At 56.8% G+C, this 18,210-nt stretch carries 20 protein-coding genes and 1 other RNA gene; 9 read left to right on the top strand and 12 right to left on the bottom strand.

The annotated features are described in order from the left end of the window. Positions 1-10: 10 nt before the first annotated feature. From ubiH to GV764_RS21400, 3 genes are read right to left on the bottom strand one after another with little or no spacing between them, the layout of a single operon-like run. On the bottom strand, positions 11-1,186 hold the full coding sequence (gene ubiH / locus GV764_RS21410) for a 2-octaprenyl-6-methoxyphenyl hydroxylase (protein WP_161662098.1): 1,176 nt from the start codon (positions 1,184-1,186) through the stop codon (positions 11-13). Beyond that, positions 1,183-2,499, bottom strand: a complete 1,317-nt coding sequence (gene pepP / locus GV764_RS21405) for a Xaa-Pro aminopeptidase (protein ID WP_161662096.1) — start codon at positions 2,497-2,499, stop codon at positions 1,183-1,185. The genes ubiH and pepP overlap by 4 nt, the downstream gene beginning before the upstream one ends. Positions 2,500-2,524: 25 nt before the next feature. Beyond that, the gene (locus GV764_RS21400) at positions 2,525-3,106 is read right to left on the bottom strand and encodes a YecA/YgfB family protein (RefSeq protein ID WP_161662094.1); all 582 of its coding nucleotides are present in this window, start codon (positions 3,104-3,106) and stop codon (positions 2,525-2,527) included. 161 nt (positions 3,107-3,267) lie between these two features. Here GV764_RS21400 and zapA point away from each other — a divergent pair, with 161 nt between their 5' ends. From zapA to GV764_RS21385, 3 genes are all read left to right on the top strand, one after another. Further along, entirely contained in the window at positions 3,268-3,597 is a 330-nt protein-coding gene (zapA, locus tag GV764_RS21395; RefSeq protein WP_161662092.1) for a cell division protein ZapA, read from the top strand. Between the two features lie 41 nt (positions 3,598-3,638). Further along, positions 3,639-3,822, top strand: a non-coding RNA gene (gene ssrS / locus GV764_RS21390) — 6S RNA. A gap of 59 nt (positions 3,823-3,881) precedes the next feature. Beyond that, positions 3,882-4,481 (top strand): 5-formyltetrahydrofolate cyclo-ligase, encoded by a 600-nt coding sequence (locus GV764_RS21385; protein WP_161662090.1) that lies wholly within the window; start codon positions 3,882-3,884, stop codon positions 4,479-4,481. 39 nt (positions 4,482-4,520) lie between these two features. Here GV764_RS21385 and serA read toward each other — a convergent pair whose 3' ends face one another. Both serA and rpiA read right to left on the bottom strand, forming a co-directional pair. Beyond that, positions 4,521-5,759 carry a phosphoglycerate dehydrogenase gene (gene serA, locus GV764_RS21380; RefSeq protein WP_161662088.1) on the bottom strand — a complete coding sequence of 413 codons (1,239 nt, stop codon included), beginning with the start codon at positions 5,757-5,759 and terminating at the stop codon, positions 4,521-4,523. A gap of 270 nt (positions 5,760-6,029) precedes the next feature. Then, positions 6,030-6,689 (bottom strand): ribose-5-phosphate isomerase RpiA, encoded by a 660-nt coding sequence (gene rpiA / locus GV764_RS21375; protein WP_201743302.1) that lies wholly within the window; start codon positions 6,687-6,689, stop codon positions 6,030-6,032. A 178-nt stretch (positions 6,690-6,867) separates the two neighbouring features. On the opposite strand from rpiA, the gene argP reads away from it, so the two are divergent. After that, complete coding sequence (argP, locus tag GV764_RS21370; RefSeq protein ID WP_161662084.1) at positions 6,868-7,761, top strand: DNA-binding transcriptional regulator ArgP; 894 nt, start codon at positions 6,868-6,870, stop codon at positions 7,759-7,761. A 30-nt stretch (positions 7,762-7,791) separates the two neighbouring features. On the opposite strand, the gene GV764_RS21365 is transcribed toward argP, so the two are convergent. The 6 genes from GV764_RS21365 to epd all read right to left on the bottom strand — a co-directional run bounded on the left by GV764_RS21365 (position 7,792) and on the right by epd (position 14,105). Next, a complete protein-coding gene (locus GV764_RS21365) occupies positions 7,792-8,562 on the bottom strand; it encodes an oxidative stress defense protein (protein ID WP_161662082.1) in 771 nt (256 codons plus the stop codon). 100 nt (positions 8,563-8,662) lie between these two features. Then, the gene (gene argO, locus GV764_RS21360) at positions 8,663-9,298 is read right to left on the bottom strand and encodes an arginine exporter ArgO (protein WP_161662080.1); all 636 of its coding nucleotides are present in this window, start codon (positions 9,296-9,298) and stop codon (positions 8,663-8,665) included. 139 nt (positions 9,299-9,437) lie between these two features. Continuing rightward, entirely contained in the window at positions 9,438-10,403 is a 966-nt protein-coding gene (gene mscS / locus GV764_RS21355) for a small-conductance mechanosensitive channel MscS (RefSeq protein ID WP_161662078.1), read from the bottom strand. A 200-nt stretch (positions 10,404-10,603) separates the two neighbouring features. After that, the gene (gene fbaA / locus GV764_RS21350; RefSeq protein WP_161662076.1) at positions 10,604-11,680 is read right to left on the bottom strand and encodes a class II fructose-bisphosphate aldolase; all 1,077 of its coding nucleotides are present in this window, start codon (positions 11,678-11,680) and stop codon (positions 10,604-10,606) included. Between the two features lie 192 nt (positions 11,681-11,872). Further along, a complete protein-coding gene (gene pgk / locus GV764_RS21345) occupies positions 11,873-13,036 on the bottom strand; it encodes a phosphoglycerate kinase (protein ID WP_161662074.1) in 1,164 nt (387 codons plus the stop codon). A 49-nt stretch (positions 13,037-13,085) separates the two neighbouring features. After that, positions 13,086-14,105, bottom strand: coding sequence for an erythrose-4-phosphate dehydrogenase (gene epd / locus GV764_RS21340; RefSeq protein WP_161662072.1), 1,020 nt, complete (start codon positions 14,103-14,105; stop codon positions 13,086-13,088). 380 nt (positions 14,106-14,485) lie between these two features. On the opposite strand from epd, the gene GV764_RS21335 reads away from it, so the two are divergent. From GV764_RS21335 to GV764_RS21315, 5 genes are read left to right on the top strand one after another with little or no spacing between them, the layout of a single operon-like run. Beyond that, positions 14,486-14,923 (top strand): PPC domain-containing DNA-binding protein, encoded by a 438-nt coding sequence (locus GV764_RS21335; protein WP_161662070.1) that lies wholly within the window; start codon positions 14,486-14,488, stop codon positions 14,921-14,923. 19 nt (positions 14,924-14,942) lie between these two features. Then, positions 14,943-15,521: an ECF transporter S component gene (locus GV764_RS21330; RefSeq protein WP_161662068.1), complete on the top strand. Its 579-nt coding sequence runs from the start codon at positions 14,943-14,945 to the stop codon at positions 15,519-15,521. Beyond that, positions 15,521-16,228 carry an energy-coupling factor transporter transmembrane component T gene (locus GV764_RS21325; RefSeq protein ID WP_161662066.1) on the top strand — a complete coding sequence of 236 codons (708 nt, stop codon included), beginning with the start codon at positions 15,521-15,523 and terminating at the stop codon, positions 16,226-16,228. Before GV764_RS21330 ends, GV764_RS21325 begins: the two co-directional genes overlap by 1 nt. After that, on the top strand, positions 16,216-16,893 hold the full coding sequence (locus tag GV764_RS21320) for an ABC transporter ATP-binding protein (RefSeq protein WP_161662064.1): 678 nt from the start codon (positions 16,216-16,218) through the stop codon (positions 16,891-16,893). Before GV764_RS21325 ends, GV764_RS21320 begins: the two co-directional genes overlap by 13 nt. Next, entirely contained in the window at positions 16,887-17,570 is a 684-nt protein-coding gene (locus tag GV764_RS21315; RefSeq protein WP_161662062.1) for an ATP-binding cassette domain-containing protein, read from the top strand. Before GV764_RS21320 ends, GV764_RS21315 begins: the two co-directional genes overlap by 7 nt. A gap of 42 nt (positions 17,571-17,612) precedes the next feature. On the opposite strand, the gene GV764_RS21310 is transcribed toward GV764_RS21315, so the two are convergent. Beyond that, on the bottom strand, positions 17,613-18,210 hold a 598-nt coding region (locus tag GV764_RS21310; RefSeq protein ID WP_328515199.1), incomplete at its 5' end, for a transketolase-like TK C-terminal-containing protein.

Genomic DNA, 18,210 nt, shown 5'->3' with positions numbered 1-18,210 from the left:
ATTTGTCTCCTTAGCGCGCAACCCAACCCAGAGTCCGCCTTGCCAGCGCATCGCGCGCTGGCGTGAATATCTCAACGCCCATTAACCCTACATTCCGCCCAACCACCAGCGGCGACCAGTGGTTAGCAAACAGATGCACCAGCCCGTCGGTAACGCCGACGGTGGCATCGCGATCCGGCTCGCGCTGGCGCTGCCAGCCGTTAAGCACCGCGAATGCGCCAACGTCCTGTCCCGCCTGCCAGGCCTGCGCCACGTTTTCCGCCAGGGTGATCACATCGCGCATCCCGAGGTTAAACCCCTGGCCGGCAATGGGATGCAGCGTTTGCGAGGCATTGCCCACCAGCGCAACGCGATGGGAGATTGACGATTCCGCGCGGCTCAACACCAGCGGATAGGCGCTTCTGGCCCCCGCATGGGTGATGCGGCCCAGACGCCAGCCGAACGCTTTCTGAAGCTCATCGCAGAACCGCGCGTCGCTCCAGTCCAGCACCTGCTGGTTTTCCAGCGGATGGCACCACACCAGCGAACAACGCCCCTGGGTCATCGGCAATACCGCCAGCGGCCCATGTTCGGTAAAGCGCTCGAACGCGCGGCCTCGATGCGGCTGTGCGGTGGTCACGTTGGCGATCACCGCCAGCTGTTGATAAGGCATATTTTGCCAGCGGATGCCGCACTGCTCGCCAATTGCGGAACGCGAACCGTCCGCCGCCACCAGCAACGCGCCGCGGATCTGCTGGCCGTTAGACAGCGTGACGTCGACGTGCTGTTCGTCGCGCGTCACGCTCATTACTCTGGCCGGGCAGTGTAGCGTCACGCCGCGCGCGCGCTTGAGCAGGGAAAACAGCCGCTGGCCGACTTCATGCAGTTCAACCACCTGCCCCAGCGCATCAATCTGATAATCCCGCGCCTCGATGGTAACAAACCCGGCATGGCCTCGGTCGCTGACGTGCACCGTTTCAATGGCGGTGGCGCAGTCAGCCAGATTTTGCCAGATGCCAATGCGCGCCAGATGCGCCACGGTCCCCTGGGCCAGCGCGATGGCGCGGGCGTCAAACCCCGGATGCGCCGTGCTGGAAGGCGGCGTCGCCTCAACGAGATGCACCGCCAGCTTGCCCTGGGTTAAGTGGGAAATCGCCAGCGCCAGGGTCGCGCCCGCCATTCCGCCGCCGACGATGATAATACTCATGGCTGTTTCGCCGCCGCCATCAGCGCTTCGATATCATCGGGGCGCTTCACCACGCTTGCCGTCAGGTTTTCATTGCCGGTGGCGGTGATCAGGATGTCGTCCTCAACCCGGATGCCGATGCCTCGGTACTGCGGCGGCACGTCGGCGTCCGGTGCGATATAGAGACCCGGTTCGACGGTGATCACCATGCCTGGCTCCAGCGTACGGGAGCGATCAGGGCCGTACACGCCCACGTCATGCACATCCAGCCCCAGCCAGTGGCTTAAGCCATGCATAAAGTAAGGGCGGTGGGCATTTTCGCTCATCAACTGATCGACATCGCCTTTCAGGATGCCGAGCTTCACCAGGCCGGTAATCATAATGCGCACGACGTCCTGAGTGACCTCCTGCATGGAGGTGCCAGGACGATACAGCGCAAGGGCCGCGTCCAGCGAGGCCAGCACGATGTCATAGATTTCGCGCTGCGGCTGAGTGAATTTGCCGTTGATCGGGAAGGTCCGGGTGATGTCCCCCGCGTAGCCCTGGTATTCGCAGCCCGCGTCGATCAGCACCAGTTCGCCATCCTGCAACAGCGATTCGTTTTCGGTGTAATGCAAAATGCAGCCGTTTTCGCCGCCGCCCACAATGGTGTTGTAAGACGGGAAGCGTGCGCCGTGGCGGTTGAATTCGTGAAGGATTTCGCCTTCAAGCTGATATTCAAACATCCCCGGACGGCATTTCTCCATGGCCCGCGTATGGGCCAGCGCGGTAATTTCTCCGGCGCGTCGCAGGGCAGCAATCTCTTCTTCGGATTTGAACAGGCGCATTTCATGCACCCAGGGTCGCCAGTCGGTCAGCGTGGCGGGCGCAGTGAGATTCTGGCGCGAGCCGCGACGCAGTTTATCCAGCGCGTGGAACACTGCCGCGTCGGCATAATCGTACTGGCCCTGGGCGTGATACACCACGTCGAGACCATTCAACAGTTGAAACAGCTGTTCGTTAAGCTCATCCCAGGCCAGCGCGCGATCCACCGCCAGTTTTTCCGGCGCGGCCTCCTGCCCCAGACGGCGGCCAAACCAGATTTCGGCGGTTTTATCGCGCACCCGGTTAAACAACACGCTGTGGTTGTGGGTATTATCGCTTTTGATCAGTACCAGCAGGGCTTCGGGTTCGTTAAACCCGGTGAAGTACCAGAAATCGCTGTTCTGGCGGAAAGGATATTCGCTGTCGGCGCTACGGGTCACTTCCGGCGCGGCGAAAATCAACGCGGCGCTGCCCGGCGCCATTTTTGCCAGTAATTGCTGGCGACGACGAAGGAATTCCTGTTGTGTCATGGCGCCTCCTACGCGGTGACGTAAATTAATGGAGCGTCGGTTTACGCACTTCCGGCGCGGTCGGCTGCTGCTGGCGACTAAAGGTGTCGTGGCAAAGCAGCGCGGCGACGCGGACGTACTCGACAATCTCTTCAAGAGACATTTCTAATTCTTCCTGATCCTCTTCTTCATCGTAACCCAGCTGGGCGATGTTGCGCAGATCGTCGATCGCTTCGCCGGTCTCGCCGGTGACTTTATCCAGCTTAGTCTGGGTTACGCCGAGGCCCAGCAGAAAGTGATTAACCCAGCCCGCCAGCGCATCGGCGCGGTCGAATACCGAGACATCATCACCTTCCGGCAGGTAGAGCTGGAACAGGAAACCGTCGCCTTCCAGCGAATCGCTGGTGGCGGAGTGCATTTGACGCAGCGCCTGGGCCAGATTCTGGCCGAAGGCCAGACCTTCGTTGGTCAGATCGTGCAACAGCGGCTGCCAGCTGCTGTCAGTATTGCCGCCGCACAGCATCCCACTGATGAGGCCATGCATTTCGGCGGGCGTCAGTCCCACACCCTGTTGGGTGAGTAGCTGGTTAACGTCATCGTAACCAGGTAAAGCGTTCTGTATAGACATGCGCATTCATCGTCGTTGGGAGGAAAAGTTCGTGTTATGCTACCACTTTGGGCCCTGGGGATACCAGAAAAGGGCTTGTATCTTCATATAAGGGTAGCTATAGTGTCGCCCCTTCGCAGCCCCGGCTGCGGTAGCAGGCGAGTCAACAGCAGGAAGGTGGAATGTCTGCACAACCAGTCGATATCCAAATTTTTGGGCGTTCACTGCGGGTGAATTGTCCGCCTGAACAAAAAGATGCGTTGAATCAGGCTGCAGAAGAGCTGAATCAACGGTTGCAAGATTTAAAAGTTCGCACTAGAGTCACAAATACCGAGCAGTTAGTCTTCATCGCAGCACTCAACATTTGCTACGAGCTAACGCAGGAAAAGGCCAGGACTCGCGACTACGCTGAAAGCATGGAACAGCGTATCAGAATGCTCCAGCAGACCATTGAACAGGCATTACTTGAGCAAGGTCGCATAAGTGAGAGAACAGGGCCGAAGTTTGAATAACACTTCAGGGTTGACTATGGTAGAGTGACCGTGAAGAAAAAATTTCTCTGAGATGTTCGCAAGCGGGCCAGTCCCCTGAGCCGATATTTCATACCACAAGAATGTGGCGCTCCATGGTCGGTGAGCATGCTCGGTTCGTCCGAGAAGCCTTAAGACTATGACGACATATTCACCTTGAACCAAGGGTTCAAGGGTTACAGCCTGCGGCGGCATCTCGGAGATTCCCTTCCCTACCTTTTCAGCCTTTCCAACAGCGACACCTTCTTACTGAAGGATACTGTTTCATGATCCAACAGCGTTTACCCCTTTCAACGCGCCAGCACATTCGCCAGCAGATCAGATTACGCCGAAAATCGCTTACTCAGCAGCAACAGTTGAACGCCGCCCAGCAGGGTGCCGCACGCATGATGGCTTTTGCGCCGGTTGTGGAAGCGCATACCGTGGCGCTGTTTCTCTCTTTCGATGGCGAACTGGATACCCGGCCCTTGATCGAAGGGTTATGGCGTGCGGGAAAAAAAGTCTATTTGCCGGTGCTGCATCCGTTTAGCCCGGGAAACCTGCTGTTTTTGCGCTACTTCCCCGACAGCGACCTGGTGCTTAATCAGTTTAAAATTCATGAGCCGGTGCTGGATGTACGCCACGTTTTACCGCTCCACAAACTCGATGTGCTGGTTACCCCGCTGGTGGCATTTGATTCCGCCGGGCAGCGTCTCGGCATGGGCGGCGGCTTTTATGACCGCACCTTGCAAAACTGGCGCGCGCACGGTTTGTTCCCGGTAGGTTATGCCCATGATTGCCAACATGTGGAATCACTTCCGGTTGAAGAGTGGGATATCCCGTTGCCCGCCGTGATCACCCCGACCGCCACCTGGCAGTGGCAATAAAAAAGCCCACCGAAGTGGGCCTTTCAGATCCAGAAAAAATCAGTAAAGCAGGCGCGCGCGAATGGTGCCCGGGATCGCTTTCATCGCCTGTAGCGCATTAAACGCAACATCTTCTTCCGCATCAATATCAATCACCACATAACCCATTTGCGACGTGGTTTGCAGATACTGGGCCGCGATGTTCACACCCTGTTCGGCGAAAATCTGGTTGATAGCGGTGAGAATGCCCGGACGGTTTTCGTGAATGTGCAGCAGACGGCTCACGCGGCCTTCGTGCAGCGGCAGCGATACTTCCGGGAAGTTTACGGCAGACAGGGTTGAGCCGTTATCAGAGTATTTCGCCAGTTTGCCCGCCACTTCCAGACCGATGTTTTCCTGCGCTTCCTGGGTCGAGCCGCCGACGTGCGGCGTCAGGATCACGTTATCGAATTCGCACAGCGGCGAGTTAAACGGATCGCTGTTGGTGGCCGGTTCGGTCGGGAATACGTCAATGGCCGCGCCCGCCAGATGTTTGCGTGACAGCGCATCGCACAGCGCCGGGATATCCACCACGGTGCCGCGTGCGGCGTTGATCAGCAGCGAGCCGGGTTTCATCAGCGCCAGCTGTTCCGCGCCGATCATATCTTTGGTCGAGGCGTTTTCCGGCACGTGCAGGCTGACCACGTCGCTCATGTTCAAAAGCTCGGAAAGATACTGCACCTGCGTGGCGTTGCCCAGCGGCAGTTTGCTTTCGATATCGTAGAAATAGACGTGCATACCCAGCGATTCCGCCAGAATGCCCAGTTGGGTACCGATGTGGCCGTAGCCGATAATACCCAGCTTTTTACCACGCGCTTCAAAAGAGCCCGCCGCCTGCTTGTTCCAGATACCGCGGTGCGCTTTGGCGTTGGCTTCAGGGATGCCGCGCAGCAGCAGCAGCAGTTCGCCGATCACCAGTTCGGCGACCGAACGGGTATTCGAGAACGGTGCGTTAAACACCGGCACGCCGCGACGCGCCGCCGCCTGTAAATCAACCTGGTTGGTGCCGATGCAGAAACAGCCTACTGCCACCAGCTTTTCCGCCGCAGCGAAGATCTCTTCAGTCAGATGAGTACGGGATCGCAGGCCGATGAAATGGGCATCACGGATGGACGCTTTCAGTTGCTCGCTGTCCAGCGCGCCTTTGTGATATTCGATATTGGTATATCCTGCTGCACGCAGGCTATCGATGGCTTTCTGGTGAACACCTTCCACCAGTAAGAATTTAATCTTGTCTTTTTCCAGTGATACTTTTGCCATTTCCCGACCCTGTTATTCTGAGCTGATGTTGTGCTGGGTAATAAGTCACCCTTCTGCCAACATATCAAAATTTCGCGGCCCGGCAATATGAACGTTTGCGTCACGATTTTGAAGAAATATCATCCAACTGCAAAAGCCAGAATAAAATATTGCCTGAAAGAATAAAGACGAAAGGAATGACAGGAGTGTGTCGAGATTGTGACAGATGTCACCAAATTCCGTGGGGGGAAATTTTTTTCTCAAACAGGGCACTTTCGCGCCCCGCTCAGATCATTTCACGATGGTTTTCACGCCGTCGGCGGTGCCAATCAGTGCCACATCGGCGCCACGGTTAGCAAACAGCCCCACGGTAACCACGCCCGGAATACTGTTAATAGCATTCTCCAGCGCCACAGGGTCAATAATTTCAAGGCCATGCACGTCAAGGATCACGTTGCCGTTATCGGTTAACACGCCCTGGCGGTACTCCGGACGGCCGCCCAGTTTAACCAGCTGACGCGCCACGCAGCTGCGCGCCATCGGGATCACTTCCACCGGCAGCGGGAATGCACCAAGGATATCCACCTGCTTGGAAGCGTCCGCGATACAGATAAACTTCTCCGCCACCGAAGCAATGATTTTTTCGCGGGTTAATGCCGCGCCACCGCCTTTAATCATCTGCATATGGCCGTTGATCTCGTCGGCACCGTCAACGTAGATACCCAGCGAATCGACTTCATTGAGATCGTAAACGGTGATGCCGAGCGCCTTGAGTTTTTCGGTGGAAGCATCAGAGCTTGAAACCGCGCCATCGATTTGATGCCTGATGGTGCCAAGCGCATCAATAAAGTGTGCGGCGGTCGATCCTGTACCGACTCCTACGATGGTGCCAGGCTGCACATACTGGAGCGCCGCCCAACCCACTGCTTTTTTCAGTTCATCCTGCGTCATGGTCTTTTGCCTGTGGTATGAAATCTGTGGCGCATTATAGAACAAGGCGTGACGAAAAGGGGTATCTATTGGCGCGGCAAATCTCTACCAGAGTCTGTTTTTGTCGGTAACGCCGGGAAAATTATGTCATAGTGCCCGGTAGTGCAGATTATCAGGAATTCAGGAGCAGCCCCGAGACATGAAACGCCCGGACTACAGAACATTGCAGGCGCTGGACGCAGTCATTCGTGAACGCGGTTTTGAGCGCGCGGCGCAGAAGCTGTGCATTACTCAATCCGCGGTATCGCAGCGGATAAAGCAACTGGAGAATCTGTTCGGCCAGCCGCTGCTGGTGCGTACCGTGCCGCCCCGCCCGACTGAACAAGGGCAAAAGCTGCTGGCGCTGCTGCGCCAGGTAGAGTTGCTGGAAGATGAGTGGCTGGGAGATGAGCAAACCGGCTCGACGCCGCTGCTGCTATCGCTGGCGGTCAACGCCGACAGTCTGGCGACGTGGCTGCTGCCAGCGTTAGCGCCAGTGCTGGTCGATTCCCCCATTCGCCTTAATCTTCAGGTTGAAGACGAAACCCGTACCCAGGAACGCCTGCGGCGCGGCGAAGTGGTGGGCGCGGTGAGTATTCAGCCGCAGCCGCTGCCGAGCTGCCTGGTGGATCAACTGGGAGCGCTGGATTACCTGTTTGTGGGGTCGAAAGCCTTTGCGGAACGTTATTTCCCTAACGGCGTTACCCGCGCCGCATTGCTGAAAGCCCCCGCCGTGGCGTTCGATCATCTGGACGACATGCACCAGGCCTTTTTGCAGCAGAACTTCGACCTGTCGCCCGGCAGCGTGCCCTGCCACATCGTCAACTCCTCTGAAGCTTTCGTCCAGCTGGCGCGCCAGGGGACAACCTGCTGTATGATCCCCCACTTGCAGATTGAAAAAGAGCTGGCAAGCGGCGAGCTGATCGACCTGACGCCAGGCTTATTCCAGCGCCGGATGCTCTACTGGCACCGCTTTGCGCCAGAAAGCCGCATGATGCGCAACGTCACCGATGCGCTGCTGGAGTACGGTCACAACGTGTTGCGCCAGGTATAAAAAAACCCGCCAGTTGGCGGGTTTTTGTTATTACTGCGCGGTTTGCGCAGGGGTCGTTGTCGCAGGCTGAGACTGCGTAGTGCCCTGCCCCTGGTCAGGCTGGAGCTCAAACACCACATCAACCTGATCGTCAAACTGGATGGTCGGCTGCTCGTAGGTTTCCTGAGCCGATACCGCTGGCGCGGCGTCCGCTTTCATCATGCGAACCATCGGGCTCGGCTGATAGTTGGAAACATGATAACGCACGCTGTAGACCGGGCCGAGTTTGCCTTTGAAGCCTTCCGCCAGCTGTTGCGCCTGGTGGGTGGCATCGTCAATCGCCGCTTTACGCGCTTTATCTTTATACTGCTCCGGGTCGGCTACCGCTAACGAGACCGCACGGATTTCGTTCAGTCCCGCTTTTAACGCGCCGTCGAGCAGGTTGTTCAGCTTGTCGAGCTGGCGCACGGTCACTTCAACGGTGCGGATCGCGCGATAGCCTTTAAGAATGCTTTTGCCGTTCTGGTAGTCGTAATCCGGCTGAGTGCGCAAGTTCGCCGAATTGATATCTTTTTTCTCTACCCCGTTTTCCTGCAGGAATGTGAGGTATTGCGCAACGCGATCGTCAGCCTGCTTTTTGGCTGCGGCGGCGTCTTTAGCGGAAACATTCACTTCGATAGCGAGTGTCGCGATATCCGGCACTGCATCGACGCTGGCCGTCCCTGACGTCACGATATGGGGGCCGTTCGGCAGTTCGTTTGCCTGCACGCCACCCGCGCCTAATCCAATCATTGCCGCCAGGGCCATCACTTTAAACTTCACTGTTCTTCCTCCGCGTACGTTCCAAATCAAACGCCCGGAAATGATACGAGCGCCACGTGCAAGCTTAGCCGCTGGCGGGCGAAAGTCTATAAGAGAAAGATTAGTTAATCAGTTGTGACAAGTGATTAACGCCATCTTTCGCCAGCTGGAAAGCGATCACCCACATCACCATCCCCACGATACCATTGATAATACGCTGCGCTTTAGCCGTGCGCAGACGCGGCGCCAGCCAGGCGGCCAGCAGCGCAAGTCCGAAAAACCACAGGAATGACGCGCTGACTGTGCCCAACGCAAAGGCGCGTTTTGGCCCTTCGGCCAGTTGGCTGCCCAAACTGCCCAGCACCACAAAGGTATCGAGATAAACATGCGGATTGAGCCAGGTGACCGCCAGCAGCGTACCGATAATACGCCATCGGCCCTGGCGCATCACTTCAGCGTTAGCCAGCTCGATATTCTGGCTCATGGCGGTGCGAAACGCGCCCCAGCCGTACCACAGCAAAAAGCCAACGCCGCCCCAGGTAACCAGCGCCAGCAGCCAGGGGGACTGCATCAGGATCGCGCTGCCGCCAAAAATCCCCGCGCAAATCAGCGCTAAGTCGCTGATGGCGCACAGCAAGGCAATCATTAAATGGTACTGGCGACGAATGCCCTGATTCATCACAAAAGCGTTTTGCGGGCCTAACGGAAGGATCATGGCTGCACCAAGAGCAAACCCTTGAAAATAATAACTTATCACACTGCTTTCCTGACATTCACGAGATGGAGGGCAAGTGTAATGCGCCACGCTCATTAGCTCTAACGCAAAATTTTAATCGCTAATTAGCATGGCTAATAATCACTGGCATAAAAAAGCCAGCGAAACGCTGGCCTGGGGATTATTGCGCGTCGGTGGGTTTATCCAGCGACGTCGGTTTGATGTCCTGCGCCGTAGTCTCGGTGATGATAGACGGCTGCTTCGGCTGGGGCTTCTCTGCCTGTGCCTGTTCCTGCTTTGGCTGCGCCGGCTGTTTGACGTTCACATCCATCTGCGGATACGGGATGCTGATGCCCTCGGCGTCCAGCGCTTTTTTAGCGCGCTCAAGGATATCCCAGTAAACGTCCTGCAAATCGCTGCTTTTGCTCCAGGCGCGAATCACGAAGTTGATGGAGGAAGCGCCCAGCTCGTTCATGCGCACCGTTCTTTCACGATCCGGCAGGATACGCTCATCGGACATCACGATATCGGTCAGGATCGCACGGACGCGATCAATATCCGCGTCGTAGGACACGCCGATCACCAGTTCGTTACGGCGCACCGGCTGGCGCGAAAAGTTAATGATATTGCCCGCGATAATTTTACCGTTCGGCACCACCACATACTTACCGTCGGCGGTAATCAGCGTGGTCGAGAAAATCTGCACGTGCTGCACAGTACCCGCGATCCCGCCGAGATCGACATACTCCCCGGCGCGGAACGGACGGAAGGTGACCAACAGTACGCCCGCCGCCAGGTTCGAGAGTGACCCCTGTAACGCCAGGCCCACCGCTAAACCTGCCGCACCCAGCACGGCAATTACCGAGGCCGTTTGCACGCCTACGCGCCCCAGCGCGGCAATCAGCGTAAACGCGATAATACCGTAGCGCACCAGCGCGGACAGGAAGTCCGCCACGGTGGCATCGATGTGACGCGCCAGCATCAGCTTGTTGACGGTGTTGGAAATCGCGCGCGCCACAATCATCCCCACGATGATGATCGCGATGGCCGCAACGATATTGACTAAATAACTCAACAGCAGCGCCTGGTTGGTTACCAGCCAGTCGCCGGCACCGTTGATGCTGTCGACAACGTTCAAATCTTCCATTTACGGTTCCTTTTGCTATCGCTAAATTTGGCTTTCATTGCCCCGCTGGGCTTTGAATCACGGTTTATAAAGGGTAAACAAAAACGCTGGAGTGTGCCAAGTTGGTCACAGAAATGGGATTCCGGGGCGGGTAATACGGGGAAAATTAAGAAAAAAACCCGCACAAGGCGGGTTTTATAGACGGGCGTTAGCGCGACAAATTACAGAACGTCAACCGCGTTCAGTTCTTTGAAAGCCTGCTCCAGACGGGTGATCATTGAAGTCTGGGCAGCACGCAGCCATACGCGCGGATCGTAGTATTTCTTGTTCGGCTGGTCTTCGCCTTTCGGGTTGCCCAGCTGACCTTGCAGATACGCTTCGTTAGCTTTGTAATAGTTCAGAATACCTTCCCAGGTGGCCCATTGGGTGTCGGTATCGATGTTCATTTTGATCACGCCATAGCTGACGGAGTCTTTGATTTCCTGAGCGGAAGAGCCGGAACCGCCGTGGAACACAAAGTTCAGGCTGTTGTGCGGCAGGTTGTGTTTTTTGGACACATATTCCTGAGAGTCGCGCAGTATAGTTGGGGTCAGTTTGACGTTACCCGGCTTGTAAACGCCGTGAACGTTACCGAAAGAAGCCGCAATGGTGAAACGCGGGCTGATGGCGTTCAGTTTGGTGTACGCGTAGTCCACGTCTTCCGGCTGGGTGTACAGTGCGGAAGCATCCATATGGCTGTTGTCCACGCCGTCTTCTTCACCGCCGGTGCAACCCAGTTCGATTTCCAGAGTCATGCCGATTTTGGACATACGCTCCAGGTATTTAGAGCAGATTTCGATGTTCTCTTCCAGAGACTCTTCAGACAGGTCGATCATGTGAGAAGAGAACAGCGGTTTACCGGTAGCGGCGAAGTGTTTTTCACCCGCATCCAGCAGGCCGTCGATCCACGGCAGCAGTTTCTTCGCGCAGTGGTCAGTGTGCAGGATCACCGGCACACCGTAGTGTTCAGCCATCTGATGGACGTGATGCGCGCCAGAGATCGCGCCAAGAATCGCAGCCTGCTGCCCTTCTGCTTTCAGGCCTTTGCCCGCGATAAACGCAGCGCCGCCGTTAGAGAACTGAACAATGACCGGAGCTTTAACTTTTGCAGCGGTTTCCAGCACTGCGTTGATGGAGTCGGTGCCTACACAGTTAACCGCTGGCAGAGCAAAGTTATTCTCTTTAGCCACCTGGAAGATTTTCTGTACGTCATCACCCGTGACTACGCCCGGTTTTACGAAATCAAAAATTTTAGACATGTTTAGGTTGTCCTGTATCGTCGACCATCTTTTACCCGTTGTTTTTCGCGCCGCTGGCATGATGGCTAAACCGGCTAACCTGAAACGCAGGCTTCAAATCAGCGCATCGTTTTGCCGCCTTCCTGCGACCTGAAATCCATTGGATAGAAAAGTTATTTGAAAATCAGGCGGGTTTCCCCGCCTGTTCAACGCTTACTTCTTAGCACGCTCTTCGAGCATAGCTACGGCTGGAAGCACTTTGCCTTCCACGAACTCAAGGAATGCGCCGCCGCCAGTAGAGATGTAGGAAATTTTGTCAGAGATACCGAACAGATCGATGGCTGCCAGCGTATCACCGCCGCCTGCAATGGAGAACGCATCGCTGTCTGCGATAGCGTTAGCCACGATTTCAGTACCTTTACGGAAGTTAGGGAATTCGAACACGCCAACCGGGCCGTTCCACAAAATGGTTTTGGCGTTTTTCAGGATTTCCGCCAGCTTCTGCGCAGAAACGTCGCCGATATCCAGGATCTGCTCGTCGTCTTTCACGTCGGCAACAGATTTCAGGGTTGCGTCTGCGGTTTCAGAAAACTCAGTGGCTACGCGGACGTCGGTCGGAACCGGGATATCACAGGTGCCCAACAGACGTTTCGCTTCGTCAACCAGATCCGCTTCGTACAGGGATTTACCCACGTTGTGGCCCTGGGCAGCAACGAAGGTGTTGGCGATGCCGCCGCCGACAATCAGCTGATCGGCGATTTTAGACAGGGAGTCCAACACGGTCAGTTTGGTAGACACTTTAGAACCGCCAACGATAGCCACCATCGGGCGAGCCGGTTCTTTCAACGCTTTACCCAGCGCTTCCAGTTCGTCGGCCAGCAGCGGGCCAGCGCACGCAACGTCTGCGAACTTGCCAACGCCGTGGGTAGACGCCTGCGCGCGGTGCGCAGTACCGAATGCGTCCATGACAAACACGTCGCACAGCGCAGCGTATTTTTTCGCCAGGGTTTCGTCGTCTTTCTTCTCGCCTTTATTAAAGCGAACGTTTTCCAGAACTACTAACTCGCCTTCAGCCACTTCTACGCCGTCCAGATAGTCTTTAGCCAGACGGACCGGGTTAGAGAGTTTGTCTTTCAGGTAGTTAACAACCGGCAGCAGAGAGAATTCTTCGTTGTATTCACCTTCGGTCGGGCGACCCAGGTGGGAGGTAACCATCACTTTAGCGCCCTGTTTCAGGGCCAGTTCGATGGTCGGCAGCGATGCGCGGATACGGGCATCAGAAGTCACTTTACCCTCTTTAACCGGCACGTTCAGATCGGCACGGATCAGTACGCGTTTACCTGCCAGATCCAGATCGGTCATCTTAATTACAGACATGGTGAATCCTCTCGTTGATTCTTAAAGTTTTGCAGGCACAGATTGCGCCTTACCGGAAACCTTGAGCGGCCATCGCTAACGTCGTGTCAAGCATACGGTTAGCAAAGCCCCATTCATTATCACACCAGACCAGCGTTTTGATCAGATGCGAACCGCTGACCCGCGTTTGCGTGCCATCAATAATGGCACTGTGCGGATCGTGGTTAAAATCACTTGAGACCAACGGTAACTCCGTATAGTCAACTATACCACGAAATGTCTCTCGCGCCGCTTTTTGCAGCAACCCGTTGACTTCACAGGCTTTAACCGCTTTATTCACCGTCACGCTTAAATCGATGGCGGTGACGTTAATGGTCGGCACACGCACGGCAATGGCTTCAAAACGGTCGTTAAATTTGGGGAAAATACGCGTAATCCCCGCCGCCAGCCGCGTATCCACCGGAATGATCGACTGGCTGGCCGCCCGCGTGCGACGTAAATCGGCATGCCAGGAATCGATAACTTGCTGATCGTTCATGGCCGAGTGGATCGTCGTCACGGTCCCGGAATCAATATCAAAGGCTTCGTCAAGCAGCTTGATCACCGGAATAATACAGTTAGTGGTGCATGAGGCGTTGGAGACAATACGATGCTCCGCCTGCAGCGCGTCATGGTTGACGCCGAACACCACCGTCGCATCTAAATCATTGCCGCCAGGGTGGGAGAAAAGCACCTTTTTCGCACCTGCCGCCAGATGGGCTTCGCCATCAGCGCGCGTTCCGTACACCCCGGTACAATCCAGCACCACATCGATACCCAGCTCGCGCCAGGGCAAATTCTCTATATCACGCTGATGAAGAAGCCGGATGACATCATCACCAATCCAGAGTTGTTCACACTCCTGGCGAACATCCCAGGAAAAGCGTCCGTGCGTGGTGTCGTACTTCAACAAGTGCGCCATGCCCTGGGCATCGGCCAACTCGTTGATCGCCACCAGTGTGATTTCCGCACGACGCCCGGATTCGTATAACGCGCGAACCACGTTGCGCCCAATGCGCCCGAACCCGTTTACCGCAATGCGTAGTGTCATAGATCCCCTGCAAGACATTCCAGGTGAAAGAAGTGGCTGACAGGGTAATGCAGCGACGTCACCAGGGGAATGCTTGCCGACCATAAACCTTAGCCAATCGTTTATTTGTCGAGCGAAATACAAACTGAAACGCTTCAGCTAGGATAAGCGAAACGCGGAATAAAAGATATTCATCAGGCGTGAACAAAAACTGATATCTGATCCACATCACACTTTCCTGCAAATCTGGCCGGCAAATTATTCCAATGACAGAATTATCGCAAAGCTTTGCCGGATTCCTTGTTTGCGCTGCATCGCGTTTCCTGATTTATATCAGCAATTCATTTCTTGCGGCCCTATATTATCTGCCTCACGTCCGAGTCTCGGAGTAACCCTAACCCATGTCAAAAACAGCTCTTTCATCTTTACCCGCCTCCGGGGCGCGTTTTTACGCGTTACGTCTGCTGCCCGGCGACGAGGTGCTAAGCCAGTTACGCGCATTTATTCAACAACATCACCTGTCTGCCGCCTGGATTGCCGGTTGCACCGGCAGTATGACCGATGTCGCGCTGCGTTATGCAGGGCAGGAAGAAACAACTCAACTGCGCGGCACTTATGAGGTCATATCCCTGAGCGGGACGCTGGAACTCACCGGCGAGCATTTACATCTCTCTATTTCCGATCCGCAAGGCGCCATGCTCGGCGGCCATATGATGCCCGGCTGTACGGTTCGCACCACGCTGGAAATCATCATCGGCGAGTTAACGGCGCTTACCTTTAGCCGCCAGCCCTGCGAAGTCTCCGGTTACGAAGAACTGGTCATTCATCCCCGTTACTAATCTGACAAGAGGTCATTTTATGGCTCAGCGCCACTTTTCCAGCCAGACTCTGGCACTTATTGTTATCGCTATCGCGATTAACATGATCGGCGGGCAATTAATCAGCATGCTGAAGTTGCCTGTTTTTCTCGACTCCATCGGCACCCTGATTAGCGCCGTGCTGCTCGGGCCGTTAATCGGCATGTTGACCGGGCTTATCACTAACCTGATCTGGGGACTGCTCACCGACCCGATTGCCGCCGCCTTCGCGCCGGTCGCGATGGTGATTGGCCTGGTAGCCGGCTGGCTGGCGAAAGCAGGCTGGTTTCGTACCCTGCCAAAGGTGATCGTCAGCGGCGTGATCATTACCCTCGCCGTGACCGTGGTGGCAGTGCCGCTGCGTACCGCACTGTTTGCGGGCGTGACCGGCAGCGGCGCTGACCTGTTCGTGGCCTGGATGCACTCCATGGGGCAGAATCTGATCGAATCTGTTGCCGTGACGGTGCTTGGCGCTAACCTGGTGGATAAAATCCTGACCGCAGTCATTGTCTGGATCCTGCTGCGCCAGCTTCCTCTGCGCACCACCCGCCACTTCCCGACCATGTCGGCTGTGCGGTAATGCATCCGTTTACTTCATTAACGCTGTGGGCGTGGGCGGCCTGCGCCACGCTGCTGCTTCCCCCGGGCCTGATTCTGGCGATTTACAGCGCCACGGCGTTTCTGTCACTCCTGCTGTTTAACGCGACCCGCCCCAGAGCGCGTTATGTCGCCTGGCTGATGTTTTCGCTGGGTGCGGGGTTGTGGCTGGTACACGGCGGCTGGCTCACCGAGTGGATCAGCGGCCAGCCGCGCGATCCGCAACGCTGGGCGCACGCGATAACGCTGTGGCTGCGCATTCTGGCGATTATCTCTACCTCGCAGCTGTGGATGGGCTTTGTTCCGGCGCGTCAGTTTACCCGCGCCCTGTTCGCCAGCCGTCTGCCGCCGGGTATCGCCTACGTGTTTGCCGGGCCGCTGCTGGTGGTGGAACAACTCAGGCGCCAGCTCACCAGCATCAGCGAGGCGCAACGGGCGCGCGGCGTGCCGTTGGATGGCCGCTGGCACCAGCGTCTGCGCGCTATTCCCGCGCTGATCGTGCCCTTGACCCACAATGCGTTGAACGATTTGGCGATACGCGGCGCGGCGCTGGACATGCGCGGTTTCCGCCTGCATTCACGGCGCACCACGCTTTGGGCACCTGAGGATAGCGCCCTGCAACGCGTTGCGCGTTACGGACTGATTGCGTTGATATTTGCGCAAACGGGGGCCTGGCTATGGTTACGCTAGACGATTTTTGCTATCGCCCGCGCCACGCCACGCAACCTTCGGGCAGACTCAATTTCCATTATTCCCTGCCGGGAATGGTGGCGATATTTGGCGGCAACGGCAGCGGCAAAAGCACCCTCGCGCAGCTGCTGGCCGGGTGGTATCCCGATTTTCTGCCTGGCGAAATCAGCGGCAAAGGCCAGTTGCTCGGCCAGCCGATCGGCCTGCGCTCGCTCGTCGAGCAGTCGCAGACCATTCAACTGGTGCAACAGGCCCCTGCCCTGCAGTTTTCCGGCTGTACCTTTAGCGTGGAAGAGGAAGTGGCGTTCGGCCCGGAAAACCTTTGTCTGAGCGAACATGCGATCCTGCAACGCGTCGATGAGGCATTAACGCTCACCGATTGCCAGGGATTGCGTCATCGTCACCCGGCGACGCTGTCCGGGGGCGAATCCCAGCGGGTGGTGATTGCCAGCGCGCTGGCGATGCAGCCCCGCGTTTTACTGCTTGATGAAGCATTCAGCCGCTTAACGCCACAGGCCACCCGGCGGCTGTTGACGGTGCTTGCAACATGGGCGCTGGAACGCCAGGCGCTGATTGTGCTGTTTGAGCGCAACCCCCAGCCGGTTATCGGCTACTGCCAGGCGGCATGGCAACTGAAGGCAGGAGAGCTCACGCCATTATGTTGAAGATAAACCAGATTGATTTTTTCTGGCCGGGAGCCGCACAGCCCTGCCTTAACGGTCTGTCATTAGCGGTTTCTCCCCAGGAAAGCGTGGCGCTGATTGGCGATAACGGCGCGGGGAAATCCACCCTGTTACGCCTGATGGCGGGATTACTTCAACCGAGCCGGGGTGAAATCCATATTCAGAACCAACCGCTGGCGAAACTGAAAGCGCAACAGCGCGCCAGGCTTATCGGCGTGCTGTTTCAGGAAGCGGAACATCAGATCCTGCACAGCGAAGTGTTTGCCGAAGTGGCGTTCGGCTTACGGCTGCAAAAACGGCCTGAAGCCGAGATCCGCCAGCGTACTGAAGCAGCCCTGGCGCTGTGCGGGCTGGAAGAGGTGGCGCAGGCGCATCCGCTGGATTTACATGTTGCGCAACGCCGGATGGTGGCAGTCGCCAGCCTGGAAGCGATGGCGCCGCCGTTAATTCTGCTGGACGAGCCAGGCCGGGATTTTGACGCGCACTGGCTGGCCCTGTTCGAGCGCTGGCTCGCGGCCTGTAAACAGCGCGGAGATACCATCATCGCCATTAGCCATGATTACGATTTTACCCGTCGTCATTTTCCGCGCGTGATACGGCTCAGCGAGGGGCGCATCAGGGAGGATGGCAGCCCGGAACAGCTGTTGGTGAGCGCATAAAAAAAGGGCCGCATCAGCGGCCCTTACTTTTACTGTGGCGAATTACAGAATCGCTTTCGCCTGTTTCACCACGTTTTCTACGGTGAAGCCGAACTCTTCAAACAGCTGCTCTGCCGGTGCAGACTCACCGAAGGTGGTCATACCGACAACTGCGCCGTTCAGGCCGACGTATTTGTACCAGTAGTCAGCGATACCCGCTTCTACCGCTACGCGTGCAGAAACCGCTTTCGGCAGCACGGATTCACGGTATGCCGCATCCTGCTTCTCGAATGCATCGGTAGACGGCATGGAAACCACGCGCGCTTTGATGCCTTCTGCTGACAGTTGATCCCACGCCGCCACAGCCAGTTCCACTTCGGAGCCGGTGGCAATCAGGATCAGCTGCGGCTGGCCGTCGCAGTCTTTCAGCACGTAACCGCCGCGAGCGATATCCGCCAGTTGCTGTTCGGTACGCTCCTGCTGCGCCAGGTTCTGACGGGAGAGGATCAGCGCGGTCGGGCCGTCCTGACGCTCAACACCGTATTTCCACGCCACCGCGGATTCCACCTGGTCACACGGACGCCATGTGGACATGTTCGGGGTGACGCGCAGGGAAGCGGTCTGCTCTACCGGCTGGTGGGTCGGGCCGTCTTCGCCCAGA

It is taken from the genome of Atlantibacter hermannii, assembly GCF_009907385.1.
Taxonomy (GTDB): Bacteria; Pseudomonadota; Gammaproteobacteria; order Enterobacterales; family Enterobacteriaceae; genus Atlantibacter; species Atlantibacter hermannii_A.
This window is presented reverse-complemented; position numbering and strand designations above follow the sequence as displayed.

Coding starts and splice junctions, on each gene's coding strand:
- epd (WP_161662072.1), bottom strand. CDS start 14,105: ATGACACTACGCATTGCGGTAAACGGGTTCGGGCGCATTGGGCGCAAC.
- GV764_RS21385 (WP_161662090.1), top strand. CDS start 3,882: ATGATCCAACAGCGTTTACCCCTTTCAACGCGCCAGCACATTCGCCAG.
- GV764_RS21330 (WP_161662068.1), top strand. CDS start 14,943: ATGGCTCAGCGCCACTTTTCCAGCCAGACTCTGGCACTTATTGTTATC.
- rpiA (WP_201743302.1), bottom strand. CDS start 6,689: ATGACGCAGGATGAACTGAAAAAAGCAGTGGGTTGGGCGGCGCTCCAG.
- pepP (WP_161662096.1), bottom strand. CDS start 2,499: ATGACACAACAGGAATTCCTTCGTCGTCGCCAGCAATTACTGGCAAAA.
- GV764_RS21315 (WP_161662062.1), top strand. CDS start 16,887: ATGTTGAAGATAAACCAGATTGATTTTTTCTGGCCGGGAGCCGCACAG.
- GV764_RS21335 (WP_161662070.1), top strand. CDS start 14,486: ATGTCAAAAACAGCTCTTTCATCTTTACCCGCCTCCGGGGCGCGTTTT.
- argP (WP_161662084.1), top strand. CDS start 6,868: ATGAAACGCCCGGACTACAGAACATTGCAGGCGCTGGACGCAGTCATT.
- GV764_RS21400 (WP_161662094.1), bottom strand. CDS start 3,106: ATGTCTATACAGAACGCTTTACCTGGTTACGATGACGTTAACCAGCTA.
- pgk (WP_161662074.1), bottom strand. CDS start 13,036: ATGTCTGTAATTAAGATGACCGATCTGGATCTGGCAGGTAAACGCGTA.
- ubiH (WP_161662098.1), bottom strand. CDS start 1,186: ATGAGTATTATCATCGTCGGCGGCGGAATGGCGGGCGCGACCCTGGCG.
- mscS (WP_161662078.1), bottom strand. CDS start 10,403: ATGGAAGATTTGAACGTTGTCGACAGCATCAACGGTGCCGGCGACTGG.
- GV764_RS21325 (WP_161662066.1), top strand. CDS start 15,521: ATGCATCCGTTTACTTCATTAACGCTGTGGGCGTGGGCGGCCTGCGCC.
- serA (WP_161662088.1), bottom strand. CDS start 5,759: ATGGCAAAAGTATCACTGGAAAAAGACAAGATTAAATTCTTACTGGTG.
- GV764_RS21320 (WP_161662064.1), top strand. CDS start 16,216: ATGGTTACGCTAGACGATTTTTGCTATCGCCCGCGCCACGCCACGCAA.
- fbaA (WP_161662076.1), bottom strand. CDS start 11,680: ATGTCTAAAATTTTTGATTTCGTAAAACCGGGCGTAGTCACGGGTGAT.
- zapA (WP_161662092.1), top strand. CDS start 3,268: ATGTCTGCACAACCAGTCGATATCCAAATTTTTGGGCGTTCACTGCGG.